Origin of the sequence: Paraburkholderia sp. NPDC080076, assembly GCF_050281145.1 — a bacterium.
Classification (GTDB): Bacteria; Pseudomonadota; Gammaproteobacteria; order Burkholderiales; family Burkholderiaceae; genus Paraburkholderia.
Window position 1 is genome coordinate 963592 of sequence record NZ_JBNNWQ010000004.1, and the last position, 12207, is coordinate 975798.

A 12207-nucleotide genomic window follows, 5' to 3' on the forward strand; every position below is an offset into this window, starting at 1 on the left:
GGAGATCCAAGGCGCAGGCAATAAAAAACGGGGCCGAAGCCCCGTTTTTCACATGCTTTCGCTCAACCGGCCATCACACCGAGAACGACGAGCCGCAACCACAGGTGGTCGTGGCATTCGGGTTCTTGATGACGAACTGCGCGCCGTTGATGTCGTCCTTGTAATCGATCTCAGCGCCCACCAGATACTGGTAGCTCATCGAATCGATCAGCAGCTGGACGCCGCTCTTGTTCATGACGGTGTCGTCTTCGTTGACGGCTTCGTCGAAGGTAAAACCGTACTGAAAGCCCGAGCAGCCGCCGCCCTGCACGAAAACGCGCAGTTTGAGGTCCGCATTGCCTTCTTCTTCGATCAGTTGCTTGACCTTGTCAGCCGCTGCGTCGGTAAAAACGAAGGGGGCGGGCATCTCGGTCACGGGTGTATCGGTGACTGCGTTCATTCGAACTCTCCAAAAAGCTTCTAACCGCTATTGTAGGGCTGATCTCGATATCGTGCTGAAGCCCACAAAATCAATGGGTTCTTCCTGAAAATCGATGGACGGCGCGTTCTGCCGCCACCAGCCCGGCTGAGCGGGATATCTCGCCGCTTTGACGACGAGTTCGTTGCGGCAACACTGAACCGCACCGAGGCGCGAACCCATGAAAAAAGCCGCCTTCGCGAAAGCGTTGGCGGCTTTTGCAGCGCTCCGGCCCGAAAGCCGGCTCGCACCCGAAGCGATTAACGCTTCGAGAATTGCTTCCTGCGACGTGCCTTGTGGAAGCCGACCTTCTTACGTTCGACTTCACGAGCGTCACGCGTAACGAAGCCGGCCTTCGACAGTTCCGGCTTCAGCGTCGCGTCGTAGTCCATCAGCGCGCGGGTGATGCCGTGGCGAACCGCACCGGCTTGACCCGTTTCACCGCCACCCGTCACGTTGACTTTGATGTCGAACGTGACGCCGTGGTTCGTGAGTTCCAGCGGCTGACGCACGATCATCAGCGACGTTTCGCGCGAGAAGTAATCGGCGATAGGCTTGCCGTTCACAACGATATCGCCCTTGCCTGCCTTGATGAAGACGCGTGCGACGGCGCTCTTGCGGCGGCCCGTGCCGTAATTCCAGTTACCGATCATGTGGGCTCCCCTTAGATCTCGAGCGCTTTCGGCTGTTGCGCCGAATGCGGATGCGTTGCTTCAGCGTAGACCTTCAGCTTCTTGATCATCGCGTAGCCGAGCGGGCCCTTCGGCAGCATGCCCTTGACCGCTTTCTCGAGCGCACGGCCCGGGAAGCGTTCTTGCATCTTGCCGAACGTCGTTTCATAGATACCGCCCGGGTAGCCCGAGTGGCGATAGTACTTCTTGTCAGTAGCCTTGTTGCCCGTGACCTTCAGCTTGCCCGCGTTGATAACGATGATGAAATCACCGGTGTCGACGTGCGGAGTGAATTCAGGCTTGTGCTTGCCGCGAAGACGGTGTGCCACTTCGCTGGCGACACGCCCGAGAACCTTATCCGTCGCGTCAATCACGTACCATTCACGCGTAACCTCATGGGCTTTTGCGGAAAACGTCTTCATGATCGATCCAAAAAAATTGCTGCGCCCAATGTGTTTTTTCCTGCTTGTAGTGTGCGCATCGAGGCGCGTGCAGGCTCTCCCTGGTTCTTCCTCCGCGGGCGCGGATGCGGAAAAGCCCTGAATTATAAAGGAATTTGCTACGGCAAGTCAAAACGTACGGGGAGCTGCGCGAGATTTCGCGGCAATTCGGCAGTCGGGAGCGTGATCTGGCGGTCTTTCGCACGTGAATCGGCGGGGCGCTGGCGGAGCGCGGCCGAAAAAAAACCCGAACGAGCGGTTCGGGTTTAATCCACCAAAGGAGGAGGTGGAGGAGACAAAACGGATTATATGAGTCCACCTTGTGCGACGCAAGAACATTTGCATTGCGAAATGAGATTTCACAATGTGACATTTGCATTTTCCAGTTTGAGAATGACAAATCTTCTTTTTAATCAAAGAGTAAAGCTTGCAGTAGCGGCCGCACGCCAAGCCATCGCCTAGAGTAAAACCCCTAAATCCGTCAGGGCATTCCCGAATCGGCTGAACATGCCGCAGCGCAACACGCAAGCCGACATTACGCATAACTTGCGGCAAAAGTCGCCTCGGGCGGACACTCAAACACCGGGCTACAATGCCGTCTCGATATGGCAAAGCGCGGTGGAGCACAGCATGGAATGCAAAGTGAGCTGGATGGGGCAAGACGGGATGGCGTTCGCAGCCGAGACGGGCAGCGGCCATCTGGTGGCAATGGACGGCGCGCCTGAAGGCGGCGGCCGCAACCTCGCGCCGCGCCCGATGGAAATGGTTTTGCTCGGCACGGGCGGGTGCACCGCCTACGACGTCGTGATGATCCTGAAGAAAAGCCGTCAGGAAATCAGCGATTGCTCGGTGACGCTGAAGGCCGAACGCGCCAGCGAAGATCCGAAAGTGTTCACCAAGATCCACTTTCACTTCACCGTGACGGGCAAGAATCTGAACCCGGCCACCGTGGAACGCGCGATCAACCTGTCACACGACAAATACTGCTCGGCGTCGATCATGATCGCCAAGACGGCTGAGCTGACGCACTCGTTCGACATCGTCGCGGGCTGAACGCGGCCTTGCGCGTGCTGCGGCGCGAGCCCGGGTTCGCCACGGCGCGCGCGGCACGCACAAAAAGAAAATGCCGGCGTCCATCTGGACGCCGGCATTTTTTGTTGGGTGGCAAAGCAAGCCGATAAGCCGGATTCTGTGCACGCGCAACGTCCGAAGACGCGACGCGCGTGGCAGCCATTCCTCTAGGCGCGCCATTGCTGACGCGCTCAAGCTTCCTACCCGCAGACGTGACAGGGGCCCCGTCCTGCATCTCGAAGATGCTAGCCTGCCTACTTGGAATTGCTCCGGGTGGAGGTTACCGTGCCGGTCTGCCTCGCAGCAGCCGCGGTGCGCTCTTACCGCACCGTTTCACCCTTACCTGATCCCGGCTTGCGCCGGGCCATCGGCGGTTTGCTTTCTGTTGCCCTGTTCCGCGTGTTGCCACGGATGGCCGTTAGCCATCACCCTGCCCTGTGGAGTCCGGACTTTCCTCGCCCTCTTTGGCCGAAGCCGCAAAGGCCGCGACTGCCTGGCCCGCTTTGCTGGGGCGGATTTTAACACCTGCGGGCGCGGCAAGCCGGATCTACCGTTTAAATAGCCGAACGGCCAAGGAATCTTGCGACGCACCTCAGCGCGCTCAACGCGCGCGCCGTCCTGTGCGAAACACGGAAGTGTCGTCGTAAAACGCGGGCGAGTCGTTCTCCGGCCACCAACCCGGAATGCCCAGCACGGGCAAAGGCGCGAACATGCGGCTCGTCAGCACATCGGTGTTCAGCAGCGCGGCGGCGACGGATTCGTCCAGCCACGCATCCCGCTTCACAGCGTCCCACTCAAAATACGCGGCGGGCACATCGACGATCAACGCGTGCCCCGTGCAGGCCTTGAACGGCGCGATCAGCTTTTCCATCAACGCATGACCGAAGCAGCGCACCTCACAACTCGCGCCCCATGCTTCGCGCCGGGCCACCAGCAGCGCGTGCCAGTCGAAGCCACGCAAAGCCGCGCTCAAAGCGGGATCCGCGCAAGGGAACAGCAGCGCGTTCTCGTCGAACAAGGTCAGCGTATCGCGCACGCCGCCGCGGGTCGGACCGACGCCCAACACATCGATGGCGGCCGACTGCCGCGCGTTCAACGCCGCCTTGATGCGTGGAAAGGCGAACCACATCGATGCATTGAAGAAGTCGTGCAGATTGTGGCGCGTCGGCACGCAGCCGGTCGACGCGATATGCGCCTCATACGCCGCGCCGGGCGGCAGATCGTCCTGCGCGATGAACGCAAGGCGCTGGCCGCGGCCGGTGATCTGCCGCATCTCGCCGGCGTCGGCGTTCATGGCGGCGAGCAACGCCTCATAGCTCGTCAGCGCAGCTTGCTGCCAGCGCTTGCCGCGTTGGGCGAACGGCGCGAACCACGGCTTCGACCAGTCGATTGCAGCGAAGCCCGGCAGCTCCGCCTCATACGCCTGCATCTTGCTGATGCCTTAAACCAGGCGCCAGCCGATCGACTCGCCGCCGCGCAACGGCACGACCGGCGTATCGCCGACCGGCAGTTCGGCCGGCAGCGTCCATTCCTCACGACGCAGCGTGACCTTGTCCGCGCTACGCGGCAGGCCATAAAAATCGGCGCCGAAAAAGCTCGCGAAGCCTTCGAGCTTGTCCAGTGCGTCGGCCTTGTCGAACGCTTCCGTATAGAGTTCCAAAGCGTGCAGCGCCGTGTAGCAACCCGCGCAGCCGCACGCGTGCTCTTTCAGCCCCTTCGGATGCGGCGCGCTGTCCGTGCCGAGGAAGAAGCGCGGATTGCCCGAGGTCGCCGCCTCGACCAGCGCCACGCGATGCGTCTCGCGCTTCAACACCGGCAGGCAGTAGTAATGCGGCCGAATGCCACCCTGGAAAATCGCGTTGCGGTTGTACAGCAGGTGATGCGCCGTGATCGTCGCACCCAGCAGTTCCGGCGCCACGCCGGCCTCGCGGATATAGTCGACCGCATCTTTCGTGGTGATGTGCTCGAACACTACCTTCAGCGCCGGAAACGCGCGGCGCAGCGGCGTCATGACCCGGTCGATGAACACTTTCTCGCGATCGAACAGATCGATCGACGAATCCGTCACCTCGCCGTGGACGAGCAGCGGCATGCCCAACTCCTGCATCACCTCGAGCGTTTTGGCGCACTTCATGATGTCGGTGACGCCCGCGTCCGAGTTGGTCGTCGCGCCCGCCGGATACAGCTTCACACCATGCACGAAGCCGCTTTCTCGCGCGCGGCGGATTTCGTCGGGCGGCGTGTTGTCGGTCAGGTACAGCGTCATCAGCGGTTCGAATTTTGCGCCTGCGGGAATCGCGGCGACGATCCGCTCGCGATAAGCCTGCGCCATCGCGGTGGTCGTGACCGGCGGCTTCAGGTTCGGCATGATGATCGCGCGGCCGAACTGGCGCGCGGTGTCCGGCAACACGGCGGCTAGCATCGCGCCGTCGCGGACGTGCAGGTGCCAGTCGTCCGGGCGGGCGAGCGTGATGGAGTCGAGAGAAGCGTTGGAAGCGGTCATGGCGGCGGGGGACGAGATTCGACGACAAAAGCCAATCTATGCGGTCAAACCGCAACGTTGCGGCATAAACACACGTCAATTTTGCTATTTGGCGTTTCTGGCTCGGTGATATGCTTGGAAAATCATCATTGTAACGGCTCGCCCCGTTCACAGGCTTACCCGCAACATGTGCCAACTCCTCGGAATGAACTGCGCCGCGCCAACGGACGTCACGTTCTCGTTCACCGGCTTTGCGGCGCGCGGCGGCGTCACCGATCACCACGCCGACGGCTGGGGCATCGCCTTCTTTGAAGACAAAGCCTGCCGCCTGTTCATCGACCATCAATCGTCGGCCACCTCGCCGATCGCCGAGATGGTCAAGCGCTACCCGATCAAATCGAAGAACACGATCGCGCATATCCGCAAGGCGACGCAAGGGCACATCCTGCTGGAAAACTGCCACCCGTTCATGCGCGAACTGTGGGGACGCCACTGGATCTTCGCGCACAACGGCGACCTCAAGGATTATTCGCCGGTACTGACGGGCGTGTATCAGCCGGTCGGCACGACCGACAGCGAGCTCGCTTTCTGCACGCTGCTCGAAGGCTTGCGCAAGGCTTTTCCCGGCGCGCAACAGCCGCCGCTCGACGAACTGTTTGCAGCGCTCGAAACCCTCACGCGCGAAATCACGCAGTTCGGCGTGTTCAATTTCCTGATGTCGAACGGCCAGGCGCTGTTCGCGCATTGCTCCACGCATTTGCATTACATCGTGCGGCGGTGGCCGTTTTCCACCGCGCATCTGGTCGACGCGGACGTGTCGATCGATTTCGCCAAATACACGACGCCTGAAGACCGCGTCGCGGTGATCGCCACCAAGCCGCTCACCGACAACGAAGTCTGGACCGCCTTCGAGCCGGGCGACCTGATGATGTTCCAGCATGGCGACGTGATCGGGCGCGTCAATGTGCCGGTGCCGGCTTCGGTGCTGGAAAAGCTGCGCAATCCGGCTTTGGATGCGTCGGCTTCGGCGACCACGATCGCGGCATCGATTGAAGCGTTGCCGGAGGCAGAAGCCGAGGTCGACCTCGAAGCGGCAGACGATGCCGCTGCGTTCGAATCCTGAGTCATTGAATCACGCGAGCATTCGCTCGAATCGAATCGCCAGAAACGAAAAAGCCGCTTCTTCCGAAGCGGCTTTTTTCTGCCCGCGTGACGCCGTCTGAACGGCGCCGCCGTGGAACACACTCAGTGCAGAATCTTCGCCAGAAAGTCCTTCGCGCGATCCGACTTCGGATTGGCGAAGAAGTCTTCCTTGCGGTCGTCTTCCACGATCAAGCCCTTGTCCATGAAGATCACGCGGTGCGCGACCTTCTTCGCGAAGCCCATTTCGTGCGTCACGCACATCATGGTCATGCCTTCCTGCGCGAGTTCGACCATCACGTCGAGCACTTCGTTGATCATTTCCGGATCGAGCGCCGAGGTCGGCTCGTCGAACAGCATGGCGATCGGGTCCATCGACAACGCGCGCGCAATCGCCACGCGCTGCTGCTGACCGCCCGACAACTGGCCCGGAAACTTGTCCGCGTGCGCACGCAGGCCGACGCGATCGAGCAGCTTCAGCCCTTTCGCCGTGGCTTCGTCGTTCGAGCGCCCGAGCACCTTCACCTGGGCGAGCGTGAGGTTCTGCACGATCGACAGATGCGGGAACAGCTCGAAGTGCTGGAACACCATGCCGACCTTGGCACGCAGCTTCGACAGATTGGTTTTCTTGTCGGTGAGCGACTGCCCGTTGATGACGATCTCGCCCTTCTGGAACGGCTCGAGGCCGTTGACGGTTTTGATCAGCGTGGACTTGCCCGAGCCCGACGGCCCGCACACCACCACCACTTCACCCTTTTTGACTTCCGTCGTGCAGTCAGTCAGCACTTGAAACTGGCCGTACCACTTCGAAACATTCTTGATAGAGATCATCTTGCGACCTTTTTCTGAAGACCTTTGACGAGGCTCGACGCGACCACACAGATCACGAAATAACACGCGCCCGCGAACAGTACCATCTCGACATTCGTACCGTCACGGTCGCCAATATTCGTGGCCGTGCGGAAGAAGTCGGCGAGGCTGATCACGTAGACGAGCGACGTATCCTGAAACAGCACGATACCCTGCGTGAGCAGCAGCGGCACCATTGCGCGGAACGCCTGCGGCAGCACGATCAGACGCATGGCCTGCGAGTAGCTCATGCCGAGCGCGAACGCCGCGTTGACCTGCCCGCGCGGCACCGACTGAATGCCGGCGCGGATGATCTCCGAATAGTACGCCGCCTCGAACAGCGAGAAAGCGACCATGGCCGACGCGAGGCGAATGTCGATATCCGGCGACAAACCGAGCACGTTTTGCAGCACTTGCGGCACGATCAGGAAGAACCACAGCAGCACCATCACCAGCGGGATCGAACGGAAGATCGTCACGTAGCCCTTCGCGAACCACTCGAAGGGTTTGAACGACGACAGCCGCAACATGGCGAGAACCGTGCCCCAGACGATGCCGAACACGATTGCGATCAGCGTGATCTTGAGGGTGACGATGGCGCCGGTCCACAGCGTAGGCAATGCGCCCGGAATACCGCTCCAGTCGAAATGGTGCATTACTTGCCTCCGATATAGCCGGGCAACCGGGTCTTGGCTTCGACCCAGCGCATCAGTTGCATCACGACCAGATTGATCAGCATGTACGCCAGCGTGACCGCAATGAACGACTCATACGTCTGCGACGTGTAATCGACCAGTTGTCGCGCCTGAGCGGACAGATCGAGCAGACCGATCGTCGACGCCACCGCCGAGTTCTTGAAGATATTCAGAAACTCGGACGTAAGCGGCGGCACGATGATCCGGTACGCGACCGGCAGCAGCACATAGCGATACGTCTGCCATTGCGTGAAGCCCATGGCCAGGCCCGCGGCGCGCTGGCCGCGCGGCAACGCGTTGATACCCGAGCGCACCTGCTCGCACACGCGCGCGGCCGTGAAAAGCCCGAGACAGATGATCGACGACGAGAAAAACTGCGCGCTCGGCGGCAGTTGCTTGAACCAGTTGCCCATTGAAGGAGGCAGCAACTCCGGTATCACGAGATACCAGATGAAGAACTGCACGATCAGCGGGATGTTACGGAAAATCGCGACATAGACCGTGCCGATGCCCGACGCCCATTTGTTCGGCACCGTGCGCAGCACGCCGAACAACGAACCGACGATCAGCGCGATCACCCACGCCGACAGCGATACCGTAATCGTCACCCAGAAGCCCGACAGCAGCCAGCCCAGATACGTGGTCGGCTCGCCGGTGGAGACGGGACTCAGCAGAATGCCCCAGTTCCAGTGATATGACATGACCAAGACTCCAGCAAAAAGAAACGGAAGAAGCGCGTGGCCCCTTCCGTTTCGTTCGGCGTTTCAAAAAAACAGCTAAGGTTTAATCGATTGCCTTGTCATTCGGGCTCTTGTAGAGCGCCTTGATGTCGTCGCTTTCCGGGAAGTTCAGGTTCAGGCCCTTCGGCGGAATCGGCGATTCGAACCACTTCTTGTAGATCTGATCGGCTTCGCCCGAAGTTTCGACCTTGGCGATCGCGTCGTCGACCACCTTCTTGAATTCCGGATCGTTCTTGCGAATCATGCAGCCGTAGGCTTCATGCGATTGCGGCGTGCCGACGATCACGAAATCGCCCGGGTTGTTCGACTTCGCGCGTTCGCCCGCGAGCAGTGCGTCGTCCATCATAAAAGCAGCGGCGCGGCCCGTGGAGAGCGTCAGGAACGACTCGCCGTGGTCCTTCGCGCTGATGATGTTCATGCCCATGCTCTTATCCTGGTTCATCTTGCGAAGCAGGCGCTCGGACGTGGTGCCGGCGGTCGTGACGACCGTCTTGCCCTTCAGGTCCGCCCAGTCCTTGATGCCGGAGTCTTTCTTGGTCATCAGGCGCGTGCCGATCACGAAGATTGTGTTCGAGAAGGCAGCCTGTTGCTGACGTTCAGCATTGTTGGTGGTCGAGCCGCATTCCATGTCGACGGTGCCGTTTTGCACCAGCGGAATACGGTTTTGCGACGTGACCGGCGTGAGCTTCACCTTCAGGTTCGGCATGTTCAGCTTCTGCTTCACCGCCTCCACCACTTTCAGGGCGAATTCCTGTGAGTAACCGATGACGTTCTGCTTGTCGTCGTAATACGAGAACGGGATGGACGATTCGCGATGACCCAGCGAAATGACACCCGTGTCCTTGATCTTTTTCAGCGTACCAGCGTCTTGCGCATGCGCGCCAACCGTAAACAGTCCGAGAGTCGCGAGCAGCAGCGCAGCTTTTTTAACCTTCATTTGTGATCTCCTTGGCAAGAACCGGCGCCAGTTTAGCAAAGTAATTATTCTGAAAGTATCGCTATAAACCATGTTGTTGCGTGTGCGCCGCTACAGGTTTACGGCGCTTCGGGCCGGTCGGTCAACCTTTCCGCATATGCAAAGGCGGGCGGCATCGATACGATGCCGCCCGCCGGGTCGAACACGCCGTCTTGTGGACCGCGTTGAAGCAAGGATTGGCGGCGGATCCGCGGGATAGCGAAACCGCCGTTTGAAACAGAAAGACGCGGAAAGATCAGGGATACAGGCCGCGCAGTTCGCGCGCTTCCAGGATCCGCTTACACGCGACGATAAACGCCGCGGTCCGCACGGACACCTTCTGCTCGCTCGACACCTGCCACACCGCGGCAAATGCTTCACGCATCACACGCTCGAGGCGCTGGTTGATCTCGTCTTCCGTCCAGAAGAAGCTCGAGAAGTCCTGCACCCATTCGAAGTACGACACCGTCACCCCGCCGGCATTCGCCACCACGTCCGGAATCACGAGGATGCCGCGATCGTGCAGGATGTCGTCCGCCGCCGTGGTGGTCGGGCCGTTCGCGCCTTCCACGACGATCTTCGTCTTGATCTTGCCGGCGTTCTTTTCGGTAATCTGGTTTTCCAGCGCCGCCGGGATCAAAATGTCCGATTCGACGGTCCAGAATTCTTCGTTCGTGACCGCGTCCGCCTCAGGGAAACCACCCACGCCGCCCGTCTTGGCCACGTGTTCGAGCAGTGCGACGGCGTCGATACCCGTCGACTTGTACAGCGAGCCGGTGTGATCCTGCACCGCAACCAGCTTCGAACCCGCTTCCTGGAACAGACGCGCCGCGATGCCGCCCACGTTACCGAAGCCTTGAACCGCGATGCGCGCGCCTTCAATGTCGACGCCGATACGGCGCGCGGCTTCCGAAGCCACCACGAACACGCCACGGCCCGTCGCTTCGCGGCGGCCGAGCGAACCGCCCAGCGTGATCGGCTTGCCCGTCACGACGCCGGTGGCCGTTTGGCCCTGGTTCATTGAGTACGTGTCCATCATCCACGCCATGATCTGCTCGTTCGTGTTCACGTCCGGCGCGGGAATGTCGGTATTCGGTCCGATGATGATGCCGATTTCGCTGGTGTAGCGGCGCGTCACGCGCTCCAGCTCGCCACGCGACAAGGTGCGCGGGTCGACACGGATGCCGCCTTTCGCGCCGCCGTACGGCACGTTCACCGCAGCGTTCTTCACCGACATCCACGCCGACAAGGCCATCACTTCCGACAACGTCACGTCCTGGTGGTAACGCACACCGCCCTTGCCCGGACCGCGCGACACGTTGTGCTGCACGCGATAGCCTTCGAAATGAGCGACCGTGCCGTTATCGAGTTCGATAGGCACGTCGACGACCAGAATGCGCTTCGGGCGCTTCAGGGTTTCGAGCCAGCGGGACAGGGAGCCGAGGTACGGCGCGACGCGATCGACCTGACGCAGGTAATTGCCCCACGGGCCGAGATCGTCTTTATTCAGGTAGGAAGGAACCGACTGCAACGTTAATGCGGATTGTGCTGCTTGTTGCTGGGATGACATGAACGCTCCGGCGTTGATCGAGTAACAGCATTGTGGAAAAACGCCGTTTTGAAATCCAATGCCGTTTCCTTATCCGATTATGTTTTTTTTGCATAACCATCGAAAAGCCGCAAATTCGCGTCGTAGGGAAGCAGGATTTCAGGCCGTGCCTTGGGCCAGTTCCTCCGACACCACCTCCCACAACTGACGCACGAGTATCTGTCGCGCATCGTCGCTCTTCGCCGCGAGCTTGTCGCGATACAGACGAATCTCCATGGTCAGTGTGAGTTGTCCTTCCGGTGTGCCACGCGTGGCGCGGTCGAGGCGGATCAGCTTGCCGTCGGCGACCGCGTCTTCCACCGCGCTGTGCGGCAGGAAAGCGATGCCGTGCCCCGCCAGTGCCATCGCCTTGAGTCCTTCGGCCATGTCGGTTTCGTAGAGCCGGTCGAGGTACAGGCGCTCCGGCGCGTTGGCGAGGATCACTTCGGTCATCCGTCCCAGATAGGCGTTCGGCGTGTAGGACAGGTAAGGCGTGGGCGCCTCGGCCGTGCCCGGCAAGGTGTGACGCGGCCGGCCGGCGCGGCCCGGCGCCGAGAACGGACTGATCGGCTCATTGCCGAGCGTCAGCATGTCGTAGCGGCCCGGATCGAGCGCGACCGGATGGCTGGGATGGTGATAGCCCATCATCAGATCGCAGCCGCCTTCCACCAGCGACAACGCCGCGTCGTGCACGTTCAGGGCCCGCAGGCGCGTGTGGATCGGGCCCAGATGGGCTTCGATCCGCTGCAGCCAGCGCGGGAAGTAAGTCAGCGACAGCGTATGCGGCACGGCGAACTCGATGGTCGCCTGCGGCGTCGCCGTATGGCCGCGCAGCAGCGCACGGGCTTCATGGAACTGCGAGAGCATGGCGAGCGCCTGCTCGTTGAAGACCTGGCCGGCCGCCGTGAGCCGCGTCGGATAGACCGAGCGATCGATCAGTTCCGTGCCGAGCCAGGCTTCGAGCGCCTGAATCCGCCGGGAGAACGCCGGCTGCGTGACGTGTCGCAATTCAGCCGAGCGGCTGAAGCTACGCGTTTCCGCTAGCGAAACGAAGTCTTCGAGCCATTTCAGTTCCATGCGGGGCCTGCTGCCGACGGGAGAGAGGAAGTCAGCATTCTA

13 protein-coding genes and 1 other RNA gene are annotated in these 12207 nt (G+C 60.9%); 2 read left to right on the forward strand and 12 right to left on the reverse strand.

Translation table 11 applies throughout. The features are described 5' to 3' along the window. Positions 1–73 precede the first annotated feature (73 nt). From erpA to rplM, 3 genes are all read right to left on the reverse strand, one after another. The gene (erpA, locus tag ACQKRQ_RS21465; RefSeq protein ID WP_007180424.1) at positions 74–439 is read right to left on the reverse strand and encodes an iron-sulfur cluster insertion protein ErpA; all 366 of its coding nucleotides are present in this window, start codon (positions 437–439) and stop codon (positions 74–76) included. A gap of 278 nt (positions 440–717) precedes the next feature. Further along, positions 718–1110: a 30S ribosomal protein S9 gene (gene rpsI / locus ACQKRQ_RS21470; protein ID WP_011489810.1), complete on the reverse strand. Its 393-nt coding sequence runs from the start codon at positions 1108–1110 to the stop codon at positions 718–720. An 11-nt stretch (positions 1111–1121) separates the two neighbouring features. Continuing rightward, complete coding sequence (gene rplM / locus ACQKRQ_RS21475) at positions 1122–1550, reverse strand: 50S ribosomal protein L13 (RefSeq protein ID WP_020069304.1); 429 nt, start codon at positions 1548–1550, stop codon at positions 1122–1124. A gap of 648 nt (positions 1551–2198) precedes the next feature. Between rplM and ACQKRQ_RS21480 the strand changes: the two genes are divergently transcribed. After that, a complete protein-coding gene (locus tag ACQKRQ_RS21480; RefSeq protein ID WP_064268831.1) occupies positions 2199–2621 on the forward strand; it encodes an OsmC family protein in 423 nt (140 codons plus the stop codon). A gap of 109 nt (positions 2622–2730) precedes the next feature. Here ACQKRQ_RS21480 and rnpB read toward each other — a convergent pair. The 3 genes from rnpB to pyrC all read right to left on the reverse strand — a co-directional run bounded on the left by rnpB (position 2731) and on the right by pyrC (position 5142). Continuing rightward, positions 2731–3144: RNase P RNA component class A (gene rnpB, locus ACQKRQ_RS21485), an RNA gene on the reverse strand. A 96-nt stretch (positions 3145–3240) separates the two neighbouring features. Next, positions 3241–4068, reverse strand: coding sequence for a DUF3025 domain-containing protein (locus ACQKRQ_RS21490; protein WP_427479222.1), 828 nt, complete (start codon positions 4066–4068; stop codon positions 3241–3243). A 12-nt stretch (positions 4069–4080) separates the two neighbouring features. Beyond that, on the reverse strand, positions 4081–5142 hold the full coding sequence (gene pyrC / locus ACQKRQ_RS21495) for a dihydroorotase (protein ID WP_408434992.1): 1062 nt from the start codon (positions 5140–5142) through the stop codon (positions 4081–4083). Between the two features lie 166 nt (positions 5143–5308). Here pyrC and ACQKRQ_RS21500 point away from each other — a divergent pair, with 166 nt between their 5' ends. Next, a complete protein-coding gene (locus tag ACQKRQ_RS21500; protein WP_427479225.1) occupies positions 5309–6244 on the forward strand; it encodes a class II glutamine amidotransferase in 936 nt (311 codons plus the stop codon). A gap of 122 nt (positions 6245–6366) precedes the next feature. Here ACQKRQ_RS21500 and ACQKRQ_RS21505 read toward each other — a convergent pair whose 3' ends face one another. The 6 genes from ACQKRQ_RS21505 to ACQKRQ_RS21530 form a co-directional block, all read right to left on the reverse strand. After that, positions 6367–7092, reverse strand: a complete 726-nt coding sequence (locus ACQKRQ_RS21505) for an amino acid ABC transporter ATP-binding protein (protein WP_012434314.1) — start codon at positions 7090–7092, stop codon at positions 6367–6369. Then, positions 7089–7766: a glutamate/aspartate ABC transporter permease GltK gene (gene gltK / locus ACQKRQ_RS21510; protein WP_132373115.1), complete on the reverse strand. Its 678-nt coding sequence runs from the start codon at positions 7764–7766 to the stop codon at positions 7089–7091. Before gltK ends, ACQKRQ_RS21505 begins: the two co-directional genes overlap by 4 nt. Then, positions 7766–8506, reverse strand: a complete 741-nt coding sequence (locus tag ACQKRQ_RS21515; protein WP_132373113.1) for an amino acid ABC transporter permease — start codon at positions 8504–8506, stop codon at positions 7766–7768. The genes gltK and ACQKRQ_RS21515 overlap by 1 nt, the downstream gene beginning before the upstream one ends. Positions 8507–8588: 82 nt before the next feature. Continuing rightward, complete coding sequence (locus tag ACQKRQ_RS21520; protein WP_132373111.1) at positions 8589–9482, reverse strand: glutamate/aspartate ABC transporter substrate-binding protein; 894 nt, start codon at positions 9480–9482, stop codon at positions 8589–8591. 274 nt (positions 9483–9756) lie between these two features. Continuing rightward, positions 9757–11070 (reverse strand): Glu/Leu/Phe/Val family dehydrogenase, encoded by a 1314-nt coding sequence (locus ACQKRQ_RS21525; RefSeq protein ID WP_408181130.1) that lies wholly within the window; start codon positions 11068–11070, stop codon positions 9757–9759. A 138-nt stretch (positions 11071–11208) separates the two neighbouring features. Next, positions 11209–12165 carry a LysR family transcriptional regulator gene (locus ACQKRQ_RS21530; RefSeq protein WP_132373107.1) on the reverse strand — a complete coding sequence of 319 codons (957 nt, stop codon included), beginning with the start codon at positions 12163–12165 and terminating at the stop codon, positions 11209–11211. Positions 12166–12207: the final 42 nt, after the last annotated feature.